This window comes from Streptomyces sp. NPDC056480 (genome assembly GCF_042795405.1).
GTDB lineage: Bacteria > Actinomycetota > Actinomycetes > Streptomycetales > Streptomycetaceae > Streptomyces.
Window position 1 is genome coordinate 45273 of the sequence record NZ_JBHTSA010000005.1, and the last position, 21767, is coordinate 67039.

The window sequence follows — 21767 nt, forward strand, 5'->3', positions numbered from 1 at the left end:
CGACAGCAGTTGCAGTCGTGGTTCCCAAAGAAACTTACAAGTGCCTTTGACGATTCGACATCGTCAGGCACTTTCTGTGTTTTCGGTGCAGTTTTCCGGACGGGGCAATCATCACGGCGACTCCGGGGTCCGCACAGTGCGGCCCCCAGGGCTACGCCCCGAAGGAGAATTGACATGGCTAACGGCACCGTGAAGTGGTTCAACGCTGAAAAGGGCTTCGGCTTCATCGAGCAGGAGGGTGGCGGCCCGGACGTCTTCGCCCACTACTCCAACATCGCCACCTCTGGCTTCCGTGAGCTCCAGGAAGGCCAGAAGGTGACCTTCGACGTCACGCAGGGCCAGAAGGGCCCCCAGGCGGAGAACATCCTCCCCGCCTGACGTTGACACGTCCGACGCAGCCGGTGTCCTCACCCGTGTGGTGAGGGCCCCGGCTCGTCGCATTTTCCAGGCTTTTCCAGATATTCCCGGGCTTTTCACCGACCGGCCGCCGATTTCATCCCCTCGGCGTGGCCGGATCCGTACGCCTGTGGCATTCGGTACGTTCCAGTAATTCATCGGGCCCGCGGCCCCTCGCGAATTCCTCGAAGCGCACCGTTTCGAGGAGGACCCATGAACACCACGAACAACGCGAACAGCGCCCCCCGTACGGACCGGGCAGGACGCGGCACCTCCGGCGGGGACGAATGGGCGGCGCTGCCCGCCGGCACCCCGGCCCTGCCGCCCGCCGCCACCTTCGCCGAGCTCGACCTGCCGGCCGAGGTCCACGCCGTCCTCACCGGGCTCGGCGTCGACACGCCGTTCCCGATCCAGTCCGCGACGCTCCCCGACGCCCTCGCCGGCCGCGACGTCCTGGGCCGCGCGCGCACCGGATCCGGCAAGACGCTCGCCTTCGGCCTGCCCCTGCTGGCCCGTATCGCCGGCCGGCGCGCCGATGCCCGCAAGCCGCTCGCGCTGGTCCTCGTGCCCACCCGCGAACTGGCCCAGCAGGTGACGGACGCCCTCGACCCCTTCGCCCGGGCCCTCAAGCTGCGCCTGGCCACCGTCGTCGGCGGCATGTCGATCGGCCGGCAGGCCACGGCTCTGCGCGACGGGGCCGAGGTCCTGATCGCCACGCCCGGCCGGCTCATGGACCTCGTCGAGCGCAAGGACTGCCGCCTGGACCGGGTGGGCGCGACCGTACTCGACGAGGCCGACCAGATGGCCGACATGGGCTTCATGCCGCAGGTCACCGAGCTCCTCGACCTGGTGCCCGCCGGGGGCCAGCGGCTGCTGTTCTCCGCCACGCTCGACCGCAACGTCGACCTCCTGGTCGAGCGTTACCTCACGGACCCGGTCGTCCACTCCGTCGACCCGTCGGCGGCGTCCGTCTCCACGATGGAGCACCACGTGCTCCATGTGCACGGCGCCGACAAGTTCGCCACCGCCACGGAGATCGCCGCCCGCGAAGGCCGGGTCATCATGTTCCTGGCGACCAAGGCCTCCGTCGACCGGTTCACCAAGCACCTCCTCGGCAGCGGCGTGCGCGCCGCCGCGCTGCACGGCGACAAGTCCCAGCCGCTGCGGACCCGCACCCTGGACCGCTTCAGGACCGGCGAGGTCCCCGTGCTCGTCGCCACCAACGTGGCGGCGCGCGGCATCCACGTCGACGAGCTCGACCTCGTCGTCAACGTCGACCCGCCCGCCGACCACAAGGACTATCTGCACCGCGGCGGACGCACCGCCCGCGCCGGAGAGTCCGGGGTCGTCGTCACCCTGGTCACCCCCGAGCAGCAGCGTGACGTGGCCCGGCTCATGGCCGATGCCGGCATCCGTCCCCAGGTCACCAAGGTCCGGTCGGGCGAGGCCGCGCTGAGCCGCATCACCGGCGCCCGTACCCCCTCGGGCGTGCCCGTCGGCGGCGCCGCGCCCAGCCAGGAGGGCAGCAAGCGCGGCGGGGCGGCCTTCCGCGGCATGGGCACCGTCCCGGGCCGCCCGGGCCGTGCCAAGAACGAGTCCCGCAAGGCCGCCGAGGCCCGCAAGACGGCCGAGGCGAGGCAGGCGGCCCGCATCCGCCGCGGCAAGTAGGCGGCTCCCCGCGGGGCATGCCGGCGAAGGACCGCCTGCCCCTGCTCCCTGCCCGGCTCCGCCGGCCGCGACGGCGGCCGGGCGCTCCACCGTCCGCAGACCAGAGGAGACCCGTGAGGAACAACGACCCGTGGGACACGATCCGATCGCTCGCCGCGCGGTTCGCGGAGTTCGACGCCGAGCGGGGGCTCGCGGCGGAGGAGCAGTGGACGCTGCAGGTGCTCAAGCTCTCCGAGGAGGTGGGTGAGGCCGCGCAGGCCGTCATCGGGGTGCGGGCGGCGAATCCGCGCAAGGGCCGCAGCCACGACTGGGAGCAGGTGCAGGAGGAGGTGGTCGACGCCGTGATCACCGGCATGGTCGCCCTCACCCGGATGCGCCCCGACGACGCACCCGAGTTCTTCGCCTCCGTACTCGCCCGGAAGTCGGCCGCGTTCCTGCCGCGCACGGACCCGCACCCCCAGGACGACGACCCCGCGGTCACGTCGCGTTGAGCGCCACCGTCGGGTGGAGGCGCGAGGCGCGGATCGCCGGGTAGAGGCCGGCGATCATCCCGATCAGGAGGGTCGCGGCGAGGCCTCCCGCGAGGGACCAGGGCGGGACGACCGCGGTCCAGCCCTGGACCCGCGCGAAGCCGTGGGTCGCCGCCGCCCCGAGCAGCGCGCCCGTCGCCCCGCCGAGCGCGGACAGCAGCAGTGACTCGGTGAGGAACTGGAGCCGGATCGCGTTGCGGGTCGCGCCGAGGGAGCGGCGCAGGCCGATCTCCTGACGGCGCTCCAGGACCGAGATCACCATGGTGTTGGCGACGCCTACACCGCCGACCAGGAGCGCCACCGCGCCCAGACCCAGCATCAGGGTCGTCAGGCCCTTGTCGGTGGCGGCCTTGGCCGCGAGCGCGTCGGAGGGCCGTGAGACCTTGACGCCCGCCTCGCCGCCGGGGCTGATCGTGCGGGCCAGGATCGCCCGTACGTCCTCCACCGAGGCGTCGGTGGAGCGCTCGAAGATCGTGGTCGGGTGACCGTCGAAGCCGAAGTGGCGTTCGGCGGCCGGGAATCCGACCATCGCCACCCGGTCGAGGTTCGGGACCAGTTCGAGCGGTTTCAGGATGCCGACGACGACCACACGGGTGTCGTTCATCATGATCGTCTCGCCGGTGCGGGTGATCCCGAGCCGGTCGGCGGCCACCGCTCCGAGGACCGTGACCGGGAGCCGTTCGCCGGCCAGGTCCAGCCAGGCTCCCTTGTCGACCTCGCCGCCGAGGGCGGCCAGGAGGTCGGTGCGGACCGCCTGGGTGGTGACGCCGGCGGTGCGCTCCTCGGGGACGAGGTCGCTGCGGCGGATGCGGGCGTCGACGTCGCCGGTTCCGGTGGCGTGCCGGACGGGGCCGATGCGCTCGACCATCGCGACCGCGTTCCTGGGGAGCTTGATCTCCTTGCCCAGGGCGTCCTTGCCCGCCTCGGCGGTCAGGAGGTTGGTACCGAGCCGGTCGAGCCGGGCCATCAGGTCCGCGCGGCTGGACTCGGAGAGGCCGACGACCGCGACCATGGTCGCGATGCCGATGGCGATGCCGAGCGCGGACAGCACCACGCGCGCGCGGCGCGCCCGGAGCCCGACCGCGCCGACCCGGAGGACGTCGGCGGCGGAGAGACGCGAGGGTTTGAGGGTGCCTTTCACCGCGCGGCTCCTTCTCCGGAAAGGGGGCCGCGGTCGTCCGGAAGGACACCGCGCTCGTCCGAGACGATCTCGCCGTCCTTGAAGCGGACCCGGCGCGGCAGCGCGTCCGCGATCCCGTTGTCGTGGGTGATGACGCAGATCGTGGTGCCCGCGGCGTTCAGTTCGTGCAGCAGCTCCATGACGATCTCCCCCGAGGCGGTGTCGAGGGCGCCGGTGGGCTCGTCCGCGAGCAGCAGCCGGGGCTCCCCCACCAGGGCGCGGGCGATGGCCACGCGCTGCTTCTCGCCGCCGGACAGCTCGTTCGGCGTATGGGAGTGGCGGTGGCCGAGGCGTACCCGGTCCAGTGCGGCCCGCGCCCGCGCCCGGCGCTCCCTCAGCGGCACGCCCGCGTACAGCAGCCCGTCGGCGACGTTGTCGACGGCGTCACGACCCGCCGCCAGGTGGAAGTGCTGGAACACGAAGCCGATGTGGCGGGCGCGGAGTGCGGAGAGGCGGTTGTCGGACAGTGCGGACACGTCGTGGCCGGCGATCCGGACGGTGCCGCTGGTGGGCTTGTCGAGGGTGCCCATCACGTGGAGCATCGTGGACTTGCCGGACCCGGACGGACCGACGACGGCGAGCAGTTCACCCGCGCCGACGGTGAGGTTCACACCGCGCAGGGCGTGGACACCGCCGGGGTACGACTTGGTGGCGTCCCGCAGTTCCACGACGGAGGCGGGTGCGGCGGGTCTCCCGGTGAGGGCCGGGGCGGGCCGGGCGGGGGCCGGGGCGGTCCTTACGGAGGCCGGGGCGGTCCCCGTACGGGCCTGTGCGCCCCCTGCCGGCGGCTCGGCGGCCCGGCGGCGGTCCGGGGTCATGAGGCCGCCATTCCGACCGTCAGGCCTTCCCGCACGTCCGGTCCGCCGACCTCGATCTTCCCGTCGGCGGTCATGCCCGTGTCCACCCGGATCGTCCGCGTGGTGGTGCCCTGGACGATCTGGAGGCCGTACCCGCCGTTCTCGCCGCGCAGGGCGAGGACCGCCTCGACGGGAACCACGAGGACTCCCCTGCGGGCTTCGCTGACGAACGTGACGCTGGCCGAGGCCCTGGCGTCCTCGCCGGACGCGGCGCGCGCCCCGCCGTCGAGGACGACCTCGACGACGATGCCGTCCTGCGCGGCGCCGTCCCCCGACGCGGCCTCCTCGGGGCGTACGGTCCCCGCGACCCGCCCGGCCACGGTCTTCCCGCTGGGCAGCGTGACCTCGACCTTGGTCCCGGCGGCGGTGAGCGCGCCGTCGGTCTGGTCCAGGCGGGCCCGGACGACGGGTCTGGTGGAGGCGACGGTGAGGACGGCGCCGCCGGGGCCGACCTGGTCGGCGAGCGCGGCGTCGACGGAGACCACCTTGACCTGGCCCGGCTGGAAGACGACGTCCCCTCTGCCGACCCTTCCGGTGGGCTCGCGGTTCAGGGACTTCTGCCACTGCCTGACCGCCGTCTCGGTGCCCTTGTCGTAGCGCGCGTCGACGTGGACGCCGGCTCCGTACCCCAGGTCGCGCAGGTTGCGCTCCAGCTGGAGCACGTCGCTGCCCCGGTCGCCCGGCTTCATCTCGCGGAACATCGGGACGGGGCCGTAGAGGAGGGTGACGGGCTTGTCGTTCAGCTCGTACAGTGCCTGCCCCCTGGTCAGTGTCCTGCCCTCGGCGGCGGCGACCGTGACGGTGCCGTCGACGGCGGACTTGACGGGGCGGCGCTGCGCGAAGTCGAGCCTGCCGTCGACGGTCTTGGACCGGACGAGGTCGGTCCGTACGACCGTCGCGGTGGCGGGCGGCAGATCGCCGCCCTTCCCGGCGGCTCCGGACCCGCCCGCGCCCTCGGCGAGGAGTCCGAAGTCGCCGAGGAGGACGACTCCCCCGGTGACGGCGGCGGCGACCGTCACCGCGGCGAGCGTACGGAGGGCGGTGCGGCGCTTCACTGCATGCCGTCCAGACCGTCGAGCAGCTTCGTCCGGCACGCCTCGCGGGCCTGCTTGTACGCCGGCGAGTCCTGGTCGATGGTCGGGGACGCCGGGTTGGGGTCGCCGCCCGGCTGGGCGTTGCCGCCGCTCATCGTCGGGTTGGTGAACCGGGAGACGCCGTTGTCCCGCATGCACTTGGCGTGCGCCAGCATCGACTCGTAGTCCTTCTGCTGGTCCCGCTTGGGCTCGGCCAGCATGACCTTCTGGAGTTCTTCGACGCAGACGCCGTTCCTGCCGCCCTTGGCGGCCTCCATCTGGCCGGGCCGGGAGGAGATCTCCTCGACCTTCCCCCAGTCGAGGTGCCCGCTGAGCTTGGGGTCGGGGAAGTCCTTGTAGCCGCCCTTGACGCGCATGCAGCGGACGTAGTCCATCTGGGCGTCGTAGAAGGCGCTCCTCCCCGCGGGCCGGGTGCTCGGAGTGGTCTGGCTCCGCGCGGACGGCGAGGCGGTCGTGGTCTCCGGCACCGAGGCGATCCTGTCGTGCTCGCCGCCGCCCCCGGCGCTGTCGTCACCGCTGCCGCAGGCCGCGGAGAAGGCGAGGACGGGGAGGACGGCGAGAACGGTCAGACGCAGTCGGACCGGGATGCGGGAGCTTGTCTTCGGGGTCATGGCCACCACCCTCGTCACGCCACGTGATGGCGATTCCATGGCGACATGATGAGAACGTAACAATGCCCCCGACCTGCGCATCGAGCCCCTGCCGGGGCGCCGGACGGGGCCGCGCGGCACCCATAATCGACGGCATGCCGCATGTACTGCTCATCGAGGACGACGCGTCCGTACGGGACGGAATGGAGCTCGTGCTGCGTCGGCACGGGTACGACGTCGACACGGCGGCCACCGGCGAGGAGGCGCTCGCACTGCTCGACACCCCGGCCGGCGCGAAGATCGAGCTGGCCGTCCTCGACCTGATGCTTCCGGGGATGGACGGGTTCGAGGTGTGCCGCCGCGTCCGCGCCCGTACGACCACGCTTCCGATCATCATGCTGACCGCGCGCGGGGACGATCACGACATCGTGACGGGTCTGGAGGCCGGTGCCGACGACTACGTGGTCAAGCCGGTCACCGCACCCGTCCTGGAGGCCCGCATCCGGGCAGCGCTGCGCCGCGCGGAGCCGTCGGCTCCGTCGCGGGCCGCCGAGGCCGACCCCGCGGGCCTGGTGATCGACCGCGCCGGTCTCACCGTCACCAAGCACGGCGTCCTGATCCCGCTGCCGCCCACCGAGCTGCGGCTGCTCCTCGAACTGTCCGCCTCGCCCGGCCGGGTCTTCAGCCGCGAGCAGCTCCTCGCCTCGGTCTGGGACCACACCTTCCTCGGTGACTCCCGGCTGGTGGACGCGGCGGTCGGCCGGCTGCGGGCGAAGCTCGAGGACGTACCGGCGAAGCCACGGTACGTCCAGACGGTGCGGGGCTTCGGCTACCGCTTCGGGCCGCTGTGAGCGGGACCGGAGGTACGGGTCGTGCGGGCGGCTCCCGGCCCGCCGGGGGCTCCCCGAAGCGCCGCTCGCGACGGCTCGCCGGAGGGCTGCGGACCCGGCTCGTCGTGACCTTCGTCGTCGTCGCGCTCATCAGCGCGGTGACCGCGACCGCGCTCGCCTACCGGGACGCGCGGACCGCCGTCCTGCGGCGCACCCAGGACGCCGCGGTGAACGACGTGCGGACGCGCGTCACCGCGGTGGCGGCCGACTTCGACCTGCCGCCCGACCAGCGGTCGCTCGCCCGGTTCGCGGCGAAGGTCTCCGACGGCCTCGGCGCCCGGATCGTCGTCGCCCGCTACCAGGACCTCGTCGCGGTGTCCGATCCGCTCGCCGCCACGGAGGGCCGGATCACCGTCGAGCTGCGGAGCGCCGTACGGGCCGGGGACGGGACCCGTTTCCAGCGGGTGATGTGGCGGGACGAGCCGTATCTGGTGGTCGGCATGCCCGTGACGTACGCGGACGGGGACCGCCGTCCCTCCGGCCTCGAGGTCTTCGCGATCACGGATCTCCGCGCCGAACGCGACGACACCGCCGCCCTGTTGGACTCCGTACGGGCGGGCGTCCTGCCGGTGGTGGTGCTGGCCGCCGTCCTGGCGCTGCTCGCGGCCGGAACGGTCCTGCGGCCCGTACGGAAGCTGGGGCGGGCCACGCGTGAGCTCGCGGAGGGCGATCTCGGGAGCCGGGTCGCGGTCAAGGGCCACGACGAACTCGCCGATCTGGCACGGACGTTCAACGAGACGGCGGACGCCCTGCAGGCCTCGGACGCACGTCTGCGCGAGCAGGAGGCGAAGGCGCGCCGCTTCGTCGCGGACGTGTCGCACGAGCTGCGTACGCCGCTCGCGGCGATGACGATGGTGGCGACCGTCCTGGAGGAGGACGCCGACCAGTTGCCGCCGGACGCGGCGCGGGCGGCCCGCACGGTGGGCGCCGAGACGGCACGGCTCTCGCGGCTCGTCGAGGACCTGATGGAGATCTCCCGCTTCGACGCGAACGCGATCCGGCTGAACGCGGCCGAGACCGGTCTCGCCGACACGGTACGGGCGTCCCTGGCGCTGCGCGGCTGGACCGACCTGGTGGCGGTCCGTCTCGACGAGGGCGTCCGGGCGGTGGTCGACCGCCGGCGCGTCGATGTGATCGTGGCGAACCTGGTGGGCAACGCGCTGCGGCACGGAGCGCCGCCGGTCACCGTGACCCTCGCGACGAGGACGGGAACGGGTTCGGGGCCGGGAACGGGGTCGGGCACGCCGCGTACGACGACGGGCGCGAGCGCCGTCGCGGGCGCCGTCGCGGGCGAGGGCGAGGGCGAGGAGTGGGTGACGGTGGAGGTCGCCGACCACGGCCCGGGGCTGCCGCCGGAGGCCCGGGAGCGGGTCTTCGACCGCTTCTACAAGGCGGACACGGCCCGCACACGGAGCGCGGCCGACACCGGAGGGCAGGGCAGCGGCCTCGGGACGGCGATCGCCCTGGAGAACGCGCGGCTGCACGGCGGCACGATCGACGTCGCCGAAGGACCGGAGGGCGGCATGGTGTTCACCCTGTGGCTGCCGCTGCGGCGTACGGGAGAGGACGCGGAGTGAGGGTACGGGCGCGTGTGCTGGTCTCCGTCCTCGGGGCGGCCCTGGTGGGGTGCGGTGTGCAACCGACGGGGGTGATAGGGGCGGGCGAGCCGGCGACCGGGCTGACGCGCGGGATCCGGCTGTACTACGCGTCGGACAGCGGGTTGCGGGGTGTGCCCGTGCTCGACAGGGAGATCGAGAACCTCGCCTCGGTGGTGAAGCTGCTCGCGAGCGGCCCGCCGCCCGCCGAGCAGCGTGACGGACTCACCAACCTCGTGGAGCTCGGCGGCTACACGGTGACGGGCCGGGGCACGCAGGTCACGGTGCGTCTGGAGAGCCCGTACGCGGGGACGGGCCGGGACCAGGGAACAGGGCAGCTGGTGTGCACGCTGACCCGCGCCCAGTCCGTGCTCGACCCGAAGGTCAGGACGGACGACGTGGAGGTCACGCTGCTCCAGCCCGGGGCCCCGGACCTGGGCCCCTACCGGTGTGCCGAGTTCCTCGACGGCTAGCGCGGGGAACCGGGCCGGGGCCAGGCGGTCACGGGGCCACGTGGGCGGTGTCGGCCGCGTCGCCACCGGCACCGGCACCGGCACCGGCAACGAACGAGCCAACGGCGGTCCGACCGACGGCACGGGTGGACGGACCGGCTCCGTACGGGGTCAGCGGCGGCACGCTGGGTGGTTGCGGTGCGGGGTGCGCCGGAGGCACGAGGTGCTTCCGCGTCAATCCGGCGCGGGCGAGGAGGAGTTCGCCGTGGAGCAGGCCATTCCGCAGATGTCGGACATTACGTTGACCTTCCGTCGGACGCCGATCGGCGGCGTCCGGAACCACGGAGGTGTCGTCATGAAGCACATATCGCGCGTTCTCGCGGCCGGTGCGCTGGTCGCCGCCGCTCTCGCGGTGACCGCGCCGCCGGCCAGCGCCGGCGGATCCGGCGCGCTCGACTGCACCGTCAACTTCTCCATCTCCTCCGGCGAGGGCTTCGCCAACGGAAAGTGGTGCGACTACAACACGCGGATCTCCGGCAACGTGCACGACACCAAGGCGGACGGCCGCTGCCCCTTCGTCCGCGCCTACATGTCCGGCGGCGGCTACCGGGACAGCGACTGGGCCGGCCCGAAGGGCGACGATTCGCCGGTCAACGTCTCCGCGCCCTCCGGGCAGAGCATCACCAGCATCGCCATGAGCTACATCCGCTGCTGATCGGCCGCCGGAGGGCCGCGCGGCACGAGACCGCCCCCGCCCCGCGCCGGGGGCGGTGCTCGCGGGTGCGGCCGGAGGCTGCCTTCACCGCCGCCTTCGCGTCCCGGAGAGGGGCCGGCCTCACTGAAGCGGCAGCCGTACCTCGATCGTCTTGCCGCCCTCCGGCGGCAGCGTCAGCCGGATCTCCTGGGCGAGCAGCCTGACCAGGGGCCACCCGAAGCCGCCCTCGGCCGGACCGGAGGCCCGCTCCGCCCCGCGGCTGTCCGTGAGGTGCGGCAGCTCGCCGCTCGCGTCCGCGACAGTGATCGTCACCGCGCCCGGTTGGAGGTCCACGGCGAACCCGGTGAGGCCTCCCCCGTGGCGCAGCGCGTTGGTCACCAGCTCGGAGGTGACGAGCAGCGCGTCCCCGACGGCGGTCGTGGACGGCGCGCCGCCCGTCCCCGTCGCGGCCGCCCGTAGCGCTTCCGCCACCCGGGCGCGCGCTTCGGCCGCGTCATGCGGAACGAGGGTCCGGTTCCCGTACGGCGTGGGATGTCCCGTGCGCTGCCCTGTCATCACTGTTCTTCCTACGCGGTCCCCGCTCGTCCCCCACGCACCCTGTCCGCTCCGCCCCGCACCCTCCGGGCCCCCTCCGCTTCGGGCGTCCATCAGGCCCTTGCCCCAACGATTCGTCTGCATTCACCCCGCATGCCCCCGCATGCTGCTGTATGCACCCGTATTCTCCTTTTCCACCTCTCTGTCACCCACGGTGCACTGCTCGTGTGGGGCGTGAGCGGGTAGGAGGGAAGAGGGGGCTCTCACAAGGAGCCTTGATGTCGAACAACCGCACCACCGTCCGGGGCCGGAGCGACCGTCGGCCGGTCCGTCGCACTCCCGAGCCCCCGGCCGGGCTCCCGGAGATCGCGGATCCCCTCGCGGTGAGCACCGATGACGCCCGTTCGCTCTCGACCTCCCTGTTCGAGCGGCTGCACTCGCTCGAGGAGGGCACGGCGGACTACTCGTACGTACGCAACACCCTCGTCGAGCTGAACCTCAGCCTGGTCAAGTACGCCGCGACCCGCTTCCGCCGCTCCCACGAGTCCTGGGAGGACATCGTCCAGGTCGGCACCGTCGGTCTGATCAAGGCGATCAACCGGTTCGACCCCGAGCGGGGCAACGAGTTCATGTCCTTCGCGCTGCCGACCGTGCTCGGTGAGATACGGCGGCATCTGCGGGACACCAGCTGGAGCGTCCACGTACCGCGCCGTCTGCAGGAACTGCGCCTGGATCTGGCGAAGGCGACCGACGCCCTCGAACAGGAGCTGGGCCACCCGCCGACGGACGCCGAGCTCGGCGCCCACCTCCACATCACGCAGGCCGAACTGCGCGAGGGCCGGCTCGCCGCCAACGGATTCACCAGTCGCTCGCTCGACGTTCCCGTCGACGACGAGGACGGCGGACCCGGCGTGCTCGCGCGCCGCCTCGGCAGCGAAGACGACTCCTTCGAGAAGATCGAGAACCTGGAGGCGCTCAAGCCGCTCGTCGCCGACCTCTGCGCGCGCGACCGGACGATCCTGGCGCTGCGGTTCGGCGACGAGCTGACCCAGGCGGAGATCGGCGAGCGCCTCGGCCTCTCGCAGATGCACGTGTCGCGTCTCCTCAGCCGCATCCTGGGCGAGCTGCGTACGGCCCTGACGGCGGACGAGCCGGCGGAGGCGACGAGCACGATCGCGTCCCCGGCCACCACGACGAGGACCGTGACCGCACCGGACCGAGCGGCCCGGTAGCCGCACGGCGATGGCACGTCACGGGCCGCTGCCCGGTGCCGCCCCGCCAGGGGTGCCCGAGGGGTCCCCCGGAACCGGCCGTGGCGGGCCTCCCCGTCCCGACGCCGTCGGCGGTGCGTCCGGAGCGGGCGGCGGTGGGGCGGCGGGCGGGAGCGGTGGCGGCGGGGCGGCCGGCGGTCCGTTCACCGGGACCGGGGCCGCCACCTCCATCCAGAAGGACTTGCCCGTCTCCCCGGGTACGGCTCCCCACGCGCGCACGAGCCGGTCGATCACCCTCAGGCCGTTGCCCCCCGGTTGCCCCGGCGCTCCCCTCGGCCGGAAATCCGGAATGCGGTCGCTCCGGTCACTCACCTCGATCCGCAGGTCCCCGGCCGTGCCGGTGGCCGCGCGGGCCGGCGTGCCGCTCTCCGCGGCGTCGCCCCGCGGCTCGGCGGGGGCGAGCCGGACGACCAGTTCCGTGGGGCCGCCGGCGTGCAGACAGGCGTTGGTCACGGCTTCGGACACGACCAGGAGCACGTCCTCGATCGCGAGGTCCCGCTCCTCCTCGGTGAGCCCGGTGTCCTCCGGCGTGCCGGGCCAGTCCCAGTCGGAGAGCGCGACCCGGCAGAAGTCACGGCATCGTGCGACCACCGACTCGCCGCTCCGCAGGACGAGCCGCCTGATCTGGCCCCTTGACCGGACCGGTTCGCTCATCCCTGCCTCCACCGTGCCCGGTGCGGCGCCGCGTTCACGGGTGCTCCCCCTCGGCGAGTTCGGCGGGCAGCTCGTCGTACACCGTGAAGACCGCCACGACGCCGGTGATGTCGAAGACCCGGTCGACGGGCGGGCGCAGCGCGGCCAGCTCCAGCCGGCTGCCGGCCTCCAGCGCGTCCAGTCTGGCCGTGAGCAGCAGATTGAGTCCGGTCGAGTCGCAGAACGTCAGTCGTTCGCAGTCCACGACGATCCGTTCGGGGCGCCGGTCCAGGACCTCGGTCAGCGCCGTCTGCAGCGGATCCTGGGTGTCGCGGTCGAGCTCCCCCGCCACCGTGACGACCGCCGTGGCGCCGCTCCACCGGACCGCGGCCCTCAGACGGGGGCCGATGAGCCCGGCGTCACCCGACCCTGTCGCATCCCTTGGCATCCGGCACTCCGGTTCCCGTCGGCGCAGTATTCCGAGCTGACGCCGACGATACGCCGGGTGTTCCCGGCACGGCGAGCGGAAGTCCTCCGGCCGCGTGGAGTGCTCGCCGTGGGCGACCGGACCCGCTCTCGACCGGGTACTCGTGTGATGCGACGAACTGCCGCGACGGAACGGCTGCGACCGGGCGGGGCAGGGAAGACGCGGCGTACGGCCTCCGCCCCGCGCGGGCCCCTCGAACCGGGAAGGTGAGCCGGATGACCGACCGCGAGACCGGGCGGGGAGACGGGCGAGCGGCGCGTGGGCGCGACGAGACCGCGGAAGAGCGCGCCGACCGGCAGTGGCAGGACCTCATGCAGGAGATCCGGGTGGTCCAGACCGGCGTCCAGATCCTCCTCGGCTTCCTCCTGACGGTCGTCTTCACCCCCCGGTACGAGAGCCTGAGCCCGGCCGACAAGGGGATCTACGTCCTGACGGTGGTCCTGGGCTCGCTGGCCACCGGCGCGCTGATCGGCCCGGTCTCCTTCCACCGCATCGTGGCGGGCCGGCGGATCAAACCGGAGACGGTCACGTGGGCGTCCCGGCTGACCTTCATCGGGATCCTGCTCCTGCTCGCCACCCTGACGAGCGCCCTCGTCCTCATCCTCCGGGTGGCCACCGACGACGCGATCGTCCCGTGGCTCGTGGCCGGGGTGCTTGCCTGGTACCTGCTGTGCTGGTTCGCCCTGCCGCTGTGGGCCCGCAGCCGCTCCACCGCGAAGAGGAGGGAGTGAGGGGAGGGGCGGCGGGTAGCCGCACGGGAGAACCGCTCAGCGCCCCAGGAGAGGAGCACGCCATGCCTCGCGGATCCAGCCCGAAGCGGGAACGGCAGTACGAGCACATCAAGGAGAGCGCGGAGCGGCGCGGCGAGAGCGAGAAGCGCGCCGAGGAGATCGCCGCCCGCACCGTGAACAAGGAGCGGGCACGGCACGGCGAGTCCAGGACGTCGAGCCGGCTGTCCCTGGAGGACATGTCGTCCGGCGAGCGCGGCGGCCGCCGCTCCCACACCGGCGCCCAGGGGCGCACGTACGACCAGCTCTACGAGGAGGCCAAGCGCCGGAACATCGACGGCCGTTCGAAGATGAACAAGGCGCAGCTGCGGCGCGCGCTCGGAGACGGCGGCTGATCGGGCGTCCGCCGGCGTCGCCGGGCGACCGATGTCCTCCCGGTCGCCGACGTCCTCCGGACCGCCCGCCGGTCAGGCGTCCTGGATGCGCCGGAACGGGCGGTCCGCCTCCAGGGTGTAGGCCACGTCGAGCAGGGTCCGCTCACTGCCGGGGCGGCCGGAGAACATGACGCCGATCGGCAGTCCGTCCTCCGTCGCGCTCGTGGCGGGAACCGAGATCGACGGTGTCCCGACGACGTTGTTGACCGGGGTGAAGGCGACGTACGCGAGGATCCGCTCGACCAGCGTCGCGTACGGCACGGTCGGGCTGAGGTGACCGATCCGCGGCGTGGTGTGGGCGAGCACGGGGGTGAGGACGAGATCGAGTCCGCGGAACGCCGCCGCGTACGCCTCGCGCGTCCGCTTGAGCCTCCGCAGCACGCCGGGGGTGCGTCGCCAGCTCTTCAGGTACTCCTCGCGCAGCCCCCGGCTGAGGCCGTCCATCCGGTGCCGGTCGAAGTCCGGACCGAAGGTCCGGCCCGTGACGCCGAGGAGGAAGGACAGCATGCCCCAGTAGGTGAGGAAGTCGTCGGTGAAGCGGGGGTCGAGGTACAGCTCGACCGGCTCCACGGTGTGGCCGAGCCGTTCGAGCGTGGCGACGGTGTCCGTCACGGCGGCCCGGGTCGCCGTGTCGGTGGGGACGCCGTTCGGCGAGTCGACCAGGAACCCGATGCGCAGGCGCCGTTCGGAGGGTCCCTCGACCAGACCGAGGGGCGGCAGTTTCGGGTTGCGCCAGTGGGTCTCGGCGGCGGCGAGGAACGCGGCGGTGTCCCGTACCGAACGGCTCACGATGCCGTCGGAGACGATGTCCAGGGGCAGTTGGCGGCTCTGGGCGTTCGTCACGATCCGGCCGCGGGTCGGCTTGAGACCGACGAGCCCGCAGCAGGCGGCGGGTATGCGGATCGATCCGCCGCCGTCGTTGGCGTGGGCGATCGGCACCGCTCCGGCGGCGACGAGCGCCGCACTGCCGCCCGACGAACCGCCGGCCGAGTAGCCGGTGTTCCACGGGTTGCGGACCGGTTCGGCGGCCTCGTACTCCGTGGTGGGACTGAATCCGAACTCGGGCAGCCGGGTCTTGCCGAGGACGGTGACGCCGCTGCTCAGGAGCTGTCGTGCGAAGGGCGCGTGACGCCGCGCGGGGCGCGGGGTGAAGGCCGCGCTGCCGTGCCCGGTGGGCAGGCCGAGGTAGTCGGTGTTGTCCTTGACGAAGGTCGGCACCCCCGCGAAGGCGCCGCCGCCGGGCCCGGCGGTGCGGGAGGGGGCGTCGATGTGGACCTGGACCGCGTGGAGCCGGTCCTCGACGTCCCGTACGCGCGCGGCCGCGTCGCGTGCGACCTCGGCGGCGCCGACCTCGCCCCGCCGGAGCGCCGCGGCGAGTCCGACGGCGTCGTGCTCGCCCAGTGCGTCGTCCCGGAAGGCGTGCACCGTGGCCTGTTCCTCGAAAGTCGTCACCGCTACCTCAGCCCCCGGCCGTGTGGATGGTGCCGCCAGCATGCCCTACCAACCGGTAACACGCGAGTGGTCGGGCCGATGACACCTGACGGGCCGGACGCTTCGAGCCATTCGAGGGGACTCGGCCGGCCCCTCCCGTTTGACGTGCAGCCGAACGGCTGCCTATCGTGAAATGCAGCCGATGGGCTGCATGACATGGGGTGGCGAATGATGGACAGCGTGTTCAAGGCCCTGGCCGATCCGAGCCGCCGCCGGCTGCTCGACCGGCTCCGGGACCAGAACGGCATGACCCTGCGGGACCTGTGCGCGGGCCTCGACATGGCCCGGCAGTCGGTCAGCAAGCACCTCGCCGTACTGGAGGCCGCCGAGCTGGTCACCACGGTGCGGCAGGGGCGGGAGAAGCTGCACTACCTGAACGCCGCCCCGATCAACGCCATCGCAGAGCGGTGGATCAATCGCTTCGACCGCGGGCGGGCCGACGCCCTCGCGGACCTCAAGAGAGCTCTGGAGCAACCCCCCATGGACACCAGGACGTTCCTCTACACGACGTACATCCGCACCACCCCCGAGCAGCTGTGGCGCGCCCTGACCGACCCGGTCTTCACCGAGCGCTACTGGGGGGTCTCCTTCGAGAGCGAATGGACCGAGGGCTCGGCCCTGGTCTGGAAGCAGGGCGGGGCCACCATCACCGACCCCGAGCAGGTCGTCCTCGTCTCGGACCCGTACCGCCGGCTGTCGTACACCTGGCACACGTTCACCGAGCAGTGGGCCGAGGCCGTCGGCATCGGCGAGGACGTCCGTGCGGAGATCGCGGCCGAGCGCCGCTCGGCGGTCACCTTCGACATCGAACCGCAGGGGGACCTGGTCAAGCTGACCGTCACCCATGACTTCGACCCCGCAGGCACGCTGCACGGCATGTGCAGCGAGGGCTGGCCGGCCATCGTGGCGAGCCTCAAGACCCTCCTGGAGACGGGCGAGCCGCTGCCCGCCGCCTGACGACGGAGGAGGGAAGGTGGGAGAAAGAGAAGGGCAAGGAGCTGAAACGTCTCCTCGCCACTCTCAATGTATAGCGCACAGGGGGCCTTGCGGCAAGGCCCCCTTCGTGGTGCAGAATCTCCAGCCGTAGCCGGTGACCTGCGGAAACGAAGTGTTCGCAAGATCAACGCGCTCGTGGGCACAGCGATCCCGCGACCCGCGGCCGGCTGGACGCGACCAATCGAAACGGGGCGGTTCTCATGTTTGACGTGATCGTTGTGGGCAGTGGTCCCACCGGCTTGATGCTGGCCGGCGAGCTGCGGCTGCACGGCGTCCACGTGCTCGTGCTGGACAAGGAGGCGGAGCCGACCAGGCAGTCGCGCGCCCAGGGTCTGCACGTACGCAGCATCGAGGTCATGGCCCAGCGCGGTCTCCTCGAGCGGTTCCTCGAACGCGGGCAGCAGATCGCCGTCGGCGGCTTCTTCGCCGGACTCGCCAAGACCTGGCCCGAGCGGCTGGATACGGCCCACTCGTACGTGCTCGCCATTCCGCAGCAGGTCACCGAGCGGCTGCTGACCGAGCACGCGATCGAGGCCGGCACCGAGATCCGCCGCGGCTGCGAAGTGGTCGGCCTGAGCCAGGACGAGGACGGCGTCACCGTCGAACTGGCCGACGGCGAGGAGCTCCGCGCACGGTACGTCGTCGGCTGCGACGGCGGCCGCAGCGCCGTGCGCAAGCTGCTCGGCGTCGCCTTCCCCGGCGAGCCCTCCCGGGTAGAGACCCTGCTGGGCGAGATGGAGCTGACCGTCGAGCAGGAGGAGCTGACCGCGGTGATGACCGAGGTCCGCAAGACCCAACTGCGGTTCGGCGCGATGCCCTTGGGCGACGGGGTGTTCCGGGTCATCGTGCCCGCCGAGGGGGTGGCCGAGGACCGCTCGACCGCCCCGACGCTCGACGAGTTCAAGGAGCAGCTGCGGGCGATCGCCGGGACCGACTTCGGCGCGCACTCGCCCCGTTGGCTGTCGCGCTTCGGAGACGCGACCCGGCAGGCCGAGCAGTACCGGGTCGACCGGGTGTTCCTCGCGGGCGACGCGGCGCACATCCACCCGCCGACCGGCGGCCAGGGGCTCAACCTCGGCATCCAGGACGCGTTCAACCTCGGCTGGAAGCTGGCCGCCGCGGTCGCCGGCTGGGCGCCCGAGGGGCTTCTCGACAGCTACCACGCCGAGCGGCACCCGGTGGCCACGGACGTCCTGGACAACACCCGCGCGCAGATCCAGCTGATGTCGACCGAGCCGGGCGCGCAGGCGGTGCGCCGACTGCTCGCGGAACTCGTGGAGTTCGACGACGTCAACCGGTACCTCATCGAGAAGATCACGGCGATCTCGGTGCGCTACGACTTCGGCGAGGGCGACGAGCCGCTCGGCAAGCGGATGCGTGACCTGGAGCTGAAGCAGGGCAGCCTCTACGAGCGGATGCACGAGGGCCGCGGACTGCTCCTCGACCAGACCGGCCGGCTCTCGGTCGAGGGCTGGGCGGACCGGGTCGACCACGTCGTCGAGGTCAGCGAGGAACTGGACGTGCCCGCCGTCCTGTTGCGACCGGACGGCCACGTGGCCTGGATCGGCGAGGACCAGCAGGAGCTGCTCGCACACCTGCCGCGGTGGTTCGGCGCGGCCACGCGCTGATCGCGTGAGGCGGTGGCGGGGGGCGGCGCCCGGCGCGGCCCCGGCCGGGCCGGGCGTCCGAACTCCCGCACGTCCACGTCGGTGCAGAATGGTGGCATGACCATGGAGATCACCCCCGTACGGGTGTTGCGCGCCGGTGAGACGCCGGAGTCGGCCGTGCTGCCCGTCGCCGACGGCACGGTGGCGCTCTGGCTGCTGCCCATGGCGGAGGACCCCGGTGCGCCCGCCCTCCTGGACGCCGAGGAGCACCGCCGGTGGAAGGCCCTGATACGGGCGGATCACCGGGCGCGGTACCTCGCCGCGCACGGGGGGCTCCGGCGTCTCCTCGGGCACTACCTGGGGATACGGGCGGCCGAGGTGGTGTTCTTCCGAGAGGACTGCCCCGTCTGCGGAGGACCGCACGGCCGGCCGGCGGTGCGGGACGCAGGGTTCCACTTCTCGCTCTCCCACAGCGGGGACCTGGCGCTGGTCGGCATCGCCGCGACGCCCGTGGGCGTGGACGTCGAGGCCCATCCGGAGGCCGAGGTGTCGGCCCTCGTGGCGGACAGCCTCCACCCGCGGGAGCGGGAGGAGTTCACGCGGCTGCCCGCGGAGGCGCGGCCGGCCGCGTTCGCACAGTGCTGGGCGCGCAAGGAGGCGTACCTCAAGGGCACGGGGGAAGGACTGGCCGGGGGTCTCGACCGTACGTACATGGGCATGGGCGCCGAGCCGGCCGCCGTACCGGGCTGGTCGCTCGCCGACGTCCGGGTCGCGCCGTCGTACGCGGCGGCGGTGGCGGTCGCGCGGCAGTAGGACGGCCACGTCACCGCCACCGGCGTGGCGTCGCGCTTGACCTTGACACGGTGACAAGGTCTTGACTGCCGGGCAAGGAGGTGGTCCCGATGACCATGGCGACCCACGACGAGGACAGCAAGGACGGCAAGGACACGATGCGCGCTCTCCAGGGCCTGGAGGACGACAGCTCGTCGGTACGGCTGCGGGCGGCGCTCGCGGTCGGTACGGCCCCGGACCCGCGGTGCGTCGACAAGCTCGTCGAGCGGTGCGCGGTCGAGCCCGACTTCTCCGTACGCGAGATGCTCACATGGGCCCTCACCCGGCACGCGCCGTCCCACACGCTCCCGGGGCTGCTCGGCGAGGTCCGCTCGGAGCGGGCGCAGGCACGGAGCCAGGCGTTGCACACCCTGTCCAAGATCGGCGACCGGCGGGCATGGCCGGCGATCACGCGGGAGCTGCTGACCGACGCCGACGACGAGGTGGCGCGGAGCGCGTGGCGGGCGGCGGTCGTGCTGGCGCCCGAGGAGGAGCGGGCCGGGCTCGCGGAGGCGCTGGCGACGCAACTCGGGCGTGGCGGGCGGGAGACGCAGCTGAGCCTCAGCCGGGCGCTGATCGCGCTCGGTGAGGTGATCCTGCCGACGCTCGGCGCCGCGACGGCGCAGGGCGCTCCCGCCGTGCGCCGGCATGCGCTCGCCACGGAGCGGCTGCTGCACGACCCGGATGCCGGATTCGAGTTCTCGATCGAGGAGGCGAAGCGTGTCGCCGTCCTCGGAACGACCGGCCAGGACGGGCGGTGACGCATGCTGACCGGTGAGGTGCCGGGACGTTCCGGGGGGCGACGCGTGCTGATCGGTGAGGTGTCGGGACGCTCCGGGGGCGACGCGTGCTGATCGGCGAGGTGGCGCGACGCTCCGGGGTCAGCGCCCGCATGCTCCGGCACTACGAGTCGCTGGGCCTGGTGCGGCCGACGGGCCGTACCGGGTCCGGCTACCGGGAGTACTCCGACGAGGACATCCGGCGGATCTTCCACATCGAGAGCCTGAGATCCCTGGGCCTTTCGCTGCGTGACGTGGGGAGCGCACTGGACGATCCCGGCTTCGCGCCGGCGGAGCTCGTCGACGAGCTCATCCGCGGGACACGGGAGCGCATCGCGGCCGAGACGGCGCTCCTCACCCGCCTCCGCCGGATCGGCGCCGCGGAACCCGCGGGCTGGGAGGAGGTCCTTCAGATCGTGGCACTCCTGCACGCGCTGGGGTCGGAGAGCGCGGGCAGGCGGCAGCGCGCGGCACTGTCCTCGGTCGAGGAGGTCCCCGTACCGGTGGAGGCGCTGGTCGAGGCGGCCTTGAGCGAGACGGACCCGATCGTCGCCGGGGCCCTGCGGTGGGCCGTGGCGCGGTCGGGCGACGGCGGCCCGATCGCCCTCCTGGAGGAGGGCCTGCGCTCACCGGCGGCCGAGGTACGGGAACGCGCCGTGCAGGCCGTCGCCGAGATCACGGGCGACGCGTCGACGGCGCTCCTGCGCGAGGCGCTCGCGGACACCGACGCCGCGGTCCGCAGGCCCGCGGCGCTCGCGCTGGGGGCGCGCGGCGCGGCCGAGGCGATCCCGACGCTCCTCGACATGGTCGTGGAGGAGACGAACGACGTCGACGCGGCGGACGCGCTGAGCGCGCTGGCGGGTCGCCCCGAGTGGGCGGAGCGGATCGCCGCCGGCCTCGTCGCCCGCCTGGCGTACGACACGGTCGACTCGTCGGCGCGGCGCCGGCTGACACAGGCGCTGGCGGACATTCCCGGGGACAAGGCGTCACGTGCCCTTGAGGCGCTGTCGCACGACGAGGACCGAGCGGTGGCGCTGACGGCGACGTACATCCTGACGCTGCGGCAGACGCGCCGGGAACCGTCCGTGTCGCCGGGACCGTCTGGACCGCCCGGATCGTCAGGACCGCCAGAACCGTCGGGCCCTTGAGGCACGGTGCCGGAGCGGCAGGAGGATTCCTAGGCGTGCGCGCGGCAGAAGGTGCGAACCGCCGCCGTGAAGGCCTCCGGCGCCTCCAGGTTGCTCATGTGGCCCACGGCGGGGATCACCACCAGCTCGGCATGCGGGATGGCGTCCTGGAAGGCGTACGCGACGTCCAGCGGGGAGCGGGCGTCCTCCTCGCCCCACAGCAGCAGGGTCGGCGCCGAGATCCGGGGCAGCAGGTCCGTCTCGTCGGCCTCGGCCATCAGGGTCAACTGCGCGGCCATGGACTCCGGCCGGACGTCCCGGCTCATGGCGTCGAGCATCACCGTGAAGCGTTCCGGCGGGCCGGCGGCGAAGAGCCCCGGCAGCGTCGGGTCGAACTCCTCCCGGGGTGCCGCGAACATCCGCCGGGCCCCTTCGACCCGCGCCGCGACCTCCTCCGGCGGCAGCGAGCCCTTCCAGCCCGCGTACGTGTCCACCATCAGCAGCGAACGCACCAGGTCCGGCCGCCACCGGTACAGCTCGAGGACCACCGTCCCGCCCCAGGACAGCCCCGCGACGTGCGCGGGCCCCGGCCCCACGTCCTCGATCACGGCGGCGAGGGCGCGCGCGAAGTCCTCGAGCCCGTAGCCCTCCGGCAGCGCGCCGGACCTCCCGGCCCCCGGCTCGTCCCAGGCCACGACCGTGAACTCGTCCGCGAGCGCCTCGACCTGCGGCTGCCACATCCGCCCGTCGCTCCCGGCCCCGTGAGCGAGCACCACGACGGGCCCGCGCCCCACCCGCGTGTAGGCCACGTCGACGCCACCGACCCGCACCACTGCCATGCCTCCAGGCTAGGGGGTGCGGCGTTGGCGCGCCCGGGGCCCA

At 73.0% G+C, this 21767-nt stretch carries 24 protein-coding genes; 15 read left to right on the top strand and 9 right to left on the bottom strand.

Features of this window, described 5'->3' with window-relative positions; genetic code table 11:
- Window positions 1–174: 174 nt before the first annotated feature.
- From ACFQ79_RS04260 to ACFQ79_RS04270, 3 genes are all read left to right on the top strand, one after another.
- A complete protein-coding gene (locus ACFQ79_RS04260; RefSeq protein WP_030218719.1) occupies window positions 175–378 on the top strand; it encodes a cold-shock protein in 204 nt (67 codons plus the stop codon).
- 231 nt (window positions 379–609) lie between these two features.
- Window positions 610–2064, top strand: coding sequence for a DEAD/DEAH box helicase (locus ACFQ79_RS04265; protein WP_383579291.1), 1455 nt, complete (start codon window positions 610–612; stop codon window positions 2062–2064).
- A 113-nt stretch (window positions 2065–2177) separates the two neighbouring features.
- A complete protein-coding gene (locus tag ACFQ79_RS04270) occupies window positions 2178–2555 on the top strand; it encodes a MazG-like family protein (RefSeq protein ID WP_383579292.1) in 378 nt (125 codons plus the stop codon).
- Here the strand turns inward: ACFQ79_RS04270 and ACFQ79_RS04275 are convergent.
- From ACFQ79_RS04275 to ACFQ79_RS04290, 4 genes are read right to left on the bottom strand one after another with little or no spacing between them, the layout of a single operon-like run.
- A complete protein-coding gene (locus ACFQ79_RS04275) occupies window positions 2542–3735 on the bottom strand; it encodes an ABC transporter permease (protein WP_383579293.1) in 1194 nt (397 codons plus the stop codon). The two genes, ACFQ79_RS04270 and ACFQ79_RS04275, sit on opposite strands and share 14 nt — an antisense overlap.
- The gene (locus ACFQ79_RS04280) at window positions 3732–4592 is read right to left on the bottom strand and encodes an ABC transporter ATP-binding protein (protein ID WP_383579294.1); all 861 of its coding nucleotides are present in this window, start codon (window positions 4590–4592) and stop codon (window positions 3732–3734) included. Before ACFQ79_RS04280 ends, ACFQ79_RS04275 begins: the two co-directional genes overlap by 4 nt.
- Window positions 4589–5686 (bottom strand): peptidoglycan-binding protein, encoded by a 1098-nt coding sequence (locus tag ACFQ79_RS04285; RefSeq protein WP_383579295.1) that lies wholly within the window; start codon window positions 5684–5686, stop codon window positions 4589–4591. Before ACFQ79_RS04285 ends, ACFQ79_RS04280 begins: the two co-directional genes overlap by 4 nt.
- Window positions 5683–6336: a hypothetical protein gene (locus ACFQ79_RS04290; RefSeq protein ID WP_383579296.1), complete on the bottom strand. Its 654-nt coding sequence runs from the start codon at window positions 6334–6336 to the stop codon at window positions 5683–5685. Before ACFQ79_RS04290 ends, ACFQ79_RS04285 begins: the two co-directional genes overlap by 4 nt.
- A 134-nt stretch (window positions 6337–6470) precedes the next feature.
- Between ACFQ79_RS04290 and ACFQ79_RS04295 the strand changes: the two genes are divergently transcribed.
- The 4 genes from ACFQ79_RS04295 (at window position 6471) to ACFQ79_RS04310 (ending at window position 9967) form a co-directional block, all read left to right on the top strand.
- A complete protein-coding gene (locus ACFQ79_RS04295) occupies window positions 6471–7166 on the top strand; it encodes a response regulator (protein WP_383579297.1) in 696 nt (231 codons plus the stop codon).
- Window positions 7163–8782, top strand: a complete 1620-nt coding sequence (locus ACFQ79_RS04300) for an ATP-binding protein (RefSeq protein ID WP_383579298.1) — start codon at window positions 7163–7165, stop codon at window positions 8780–8782. The genes ACFQ79_RS04295 and ACFQ79_RS04300 overlap by 4 nt, the downstream gene beginning before the upstream one ends.
- Window positions 8783–8796: 14 nt before the next feature.
- Window positions 8797–9273 (top strand): GerMN domain-containing protein, encoded by a 477-nt coding sequence (locus ACFQ79_RS04305; RefSeq protein WP_383579299.1) that lies wholly within the window; start codon window positions 8797–8799, stop codon window positions 9271–9273.
- Window positions 9274–9607: 334 nt separating this feature from the next.
- Window positions 9608–9967, top strand: coding sequence for a hypothetical protein (locus ACFQ79_RS04310; RefSeq protein WP_383579300.1), 360 nt, complete (start codon window positions 9608–9610; stop codon window positions 9965–9967).
- Between the two features lie 120 nt (window positions 9968–10087).
- Here ACFQ79_RS04310 and ACFQ79_RS04315 read toward each other — a convergent pair whose 3' ends face one another.
- Window positions 10088–10522, bottom strand: coding sequence for an ATP-binding protein (locus ACFQ79_RS04315; RefSeq protein WP_383579301.1), 435 nt, complete (start codon window positions 10520–10522; stop codon window positions 10088–10090).
- Between the two features lie 257 nt (window positions 10523–10779).
- On the opposite strand from ACFQ79_RS04315, the gene ACFQ79_RS04320 reads away from it, so the two are divergent.
- On the top strand, window positions 10780–11733 hold the full coding sequence (locus tag ACFQ79_RS04320; protein ID WP_383579302.1) for a SigB/SigF/SigG family RNA polymerase sigma factor: 954 nt from the start codon (window positions 10780–10782) through the stop codon (window positions 11731–11733).
- Window positions 11734–11751: 18 nt separating this feature from the next.
- Here ACFQ79_RS04320 and ACFQ79_RS04325 read toward each other — a convergent pair whose 3' ends face one another.
- Together ACFQ79_RS04325 and ACFQ79_RS04330 are read right to left on the bottom strand one after the other, a co-directional pair.
- Window positions 11752–12426, bottom strand: a complete 675-nt coding sequence (locus tag ACFQ79_RS04325; protein WP_383579303.1) for an ATP-binding protein — start codon at window positions 12424–12426, stop codon at window positions 11752–11754.
- Window positions 12427–12460: 34 nt separating this feature from the next.
- Window positions 12461–12853, bottom strand: coding sequence for an STAS domain-containing protein (locus ACFQ79_RS04330; RefSeq protein ID WP_383579304.1), 393 nt, complete (start codon window positions 12851–12853; stop codon window positions 12461–12463).
- A 254-nt stretch (window positions 12854–13107) separates the two neighbouring features.
- Here ACFQ79_RS04330 and ACFQ79_RS04335 point away from each other — a divergent pair, with 254 nt between their 5' ends.
- Entirely contained in the window at window positions 13108–13623 is a 516-nt protein-coding gene (locus tag ACFQ79_RS04335) for a DUF6328 family protein (protein WP_383579305.1), read from the top strand.
- 62 nt (window positions 13624–13685) lie between these two features.
- Window positions 13686–14015 carry a plasmid stabilization protein gene (locus ACFQ79_RS04340; RefSeq protein ID WP_383579306.1) on the top strand — a complete coding sequence of 110 codons (330 nt, stop codon included), beginning with the start codon at window positions 13686–13688 and terminating at the stop codon, window positions 14013–14015.
- A 72-nt stretch (window positions 14016–14087) separates the two neighbouring features.
- Here the strand turns inward: ACFQ79_RS04340 and ACFQ79_RS04345 are convergent, their stop codons facing one another.
- Window positions 14088–15506, bottom strand: a complete 1419-nt coding sequence (locus ACFQ79_RS04345; RefSeq protein WP_383579307.1) for an amidase — start codon at window positions 15504–15506, stop codon at window positions 14088–14090.
- Between the two features lie 210 nt (window positions 15507–15716).
- Here ACFQ79_RS04345 and ACFQ79_RS04350 point away from each other — a divergent pair, with 210 nt between their 5' ends.
- The 5 genes from ACFQ79_RS04350 to ACFQ79_RS04370 all read left to right on the top strand — a co-directional run bounded on the left by ACFQ79_RS04350 (window position 15717) and on the right by ACFQ79_RS04370 (window position 20906).
- A complete protein-coding gene (locus tag ACFQ79_RS04350) occupies window positions 15717–16502 on the top strand; it encodes an ArsR/SmtB family transcription factor (RefSeq protein ID WP_383579394.1) in 786 nt (261 codons plus the stop codon).
- A gap of 239 nt (window positions 16503–16741) precedes the next feature.
- Window positions 16742–18169, top strand: coding sequence for a rifampin monooxygenase (rox, locus tag ACFQ79_RS04355; RefSeq protein ID WP_383579308.1), 1428 nt, complete (start codon window positions 16742–16744; stop codon window positions 18167–18169).
- Between the two features lie 96 nt (window positions 18170–18265).
- Window positions 18266–18961 carry a 4'-phosphopantetheinyl transferase family protein gene (locus ACFQ79_RS04360; protein ID WP_383579309.1) on the top strand — a complete coding sequence of 232 codons (696 nt, stop codon included), beginning with the start codon at window positions 18266–18268 and terminating at the stop codon, window positions 18959–18961.
- A gap of 89 nt (window positions 18962–19050) precedes the next feature.
- Window positions 19051–19740: a HEAT repeat domain-containing protein gene (locus ACFQ79_RS04365; RefSeq protein ID WP_383579310.1), complete on the top strand. Its 690-nt coding sequence runs from the start codon at window positions 19051–19053 to the stop codon at window positions 19738–19740.
- Window positions 19741–19826: 86 nt separating this feature from the next.
- Entirely contained in the window at window positions 19827–20906 is a 1080-nt protein-coding gene (locus tag ACFQ79_RS04370) for a MerR family transcriptional regulator (RefSeq protein ID WP_383579311.1), read from the top strand.
- 29 nt (window positions 20907–20935) lie between these two features.
- Here the strand turns inward: ACFQ79_RS04370 and ACFQ79_RS04375 are convergent, their stop codons facing one another.
- Window positions 20936–21724 carry an alpha/beta fold hydrolase gene (locus ACFQ79_RS04375; RefSeq protein WP_383579312.1) on the bottom strand — a complete coding sequence of 263 codons (789 nt, stop codon included), beginning with the start codon at window positions 21722–21724 and terminating at the stop codon, window positions 20936–20938.
- Window positions 21725–21767 lie beyond the last annotated feature (43 nt).

What these genes read in the sequence shown, in the direction of transcription:
- ACFQ79_RS04260 (WP_030218719.1), top strand. Translation starts at nt 175, where the DNA reads ATGGCTAACGGCACCGTGAAGTGGTTCAACGCTGAAAAGGGCTTCGGC.
- ACFQ79_RS04335 (WP_383579305.1), top strand. Translation starts at nt 13,108, where the DNA reads ATGACCGACCGCGAGACCGGGCGGGGAGACGGGCGAGCGGCGCGTGGG.
- ACFQ79_RS04325 (WP_383579303.1), bottom strand. Translation starts at nt 12,426, where the DNA reads ATGAGCGAACCGGTCCGGTCAAGGGGCCAGATCAGGCGGCTCGTCCTG.
- ACFQ79_RS04340 (WP_383579306.1), top strand. Translation starts at nt 13,686, where the DNA reads ATGCCTCGCGGATCCAGCCCGAAGCGGGAACGGCAGTACGAGCACATC.
- ACFQ79_RS04330 (WP_383579304.1), bottom strand. Translation starts at nt 12,853, where the DNA reads ATGCCAAGGGATGCGACAGGGTCGGGTGACGCCGGGCTCATCGGCCCC.
- ACFQ79_RS04360 (WP_383579309.1), top strand. Translation starts at nt 18,266, where the DNA reads ATGACCATGGAGATCACCCCCGTACGGGTGTTGCGCGCCGGTGAGACG.
- ACFQ79_RS04295 (WP_383579297.1), top strand. Translation starts at nt 6,471, where the DNA reads ATGCCGCATGTACTGCTCATCGAGGACGACGCGTCCGTACGGGACGGA.
- ACFQ79_RS04310 (WP_383579300.1), top strand. Translation starts at nt 9,608, where the DNA reads ATGAAGCACATATCGCGCGTTCTCGCGGCCGGTGCGCTGGTCGCCGCC.
- ACFQ79_RS04350 (WP_383579394.1), top strand. Translation starts at nt 15,717, where the DNA reads ATGGACAGCGTGTTCAAGGCCCTGGCCGATCCGAGCCGCCGCCGGCTG.
- ACFQ79_RS04365 (WP_383579310.1), top strand. Translation starts at nt 19,051, where the DNA reads ATGACCATGGCGACCCACGACGAGGACAGCAAGGACGGCAAGGACACG.
- ACFQ79_RS04265 (WP_383579291.1), top strand. Translation starts at nt 610, where the DNA reads ATGAACACCACGAACAACGCGAACAGCGCCCCCCGTACGGACCGGGCA.
- ACFQ79_RS04375 (WP_383579312.1), bottom strand. Translation starts at nt 21,724, where the DNA reads ATGGCAGTGGTGCGGGTCGGTGGCGTCGACGTGGCCTACACGCGGGTG.
- ACFQ79_RS04290 (WP_383579296.1), bottom strand. Translation starts at nt 6,336, where the DNA reads ATGACCCCGAAGACAAGCTCCCGCATCCCGGTCCGACTGCGTCTGACC.
- ACFQ79_RS04280 (WP_383579294.1), bottom strand. Translation starts at nt 4,592, where the DNA reads ATGACCCCGGACCGCCGCCGGGCCGCCGAGCCGCCGGCAGGGGGCGCA.
- ACFQ79_RS04320 (WP_383579302.1), top strand. Translation starts at nt 10,780, where the DNA reads ATGTCGAACAACCGCACCACCGTCCGGGGCCGGAGCGACCGTCGGCCG.
- ACFQ79_RS04315 (WP_383579301.1), bottom strand. Translation starts at nt 10,522, where the DNA reads ATGACAGGGCAGCGCACGGGACATCCCACGCCGTACGGGAACCGGACC.
- rox (WP_383579308.1), top strand. Translation starts at nt 16,742, where the DNA reads ATGTTTGACGTGATCGTTGTGGGCAGTGGTCCCACCGGCTTGATGCTG.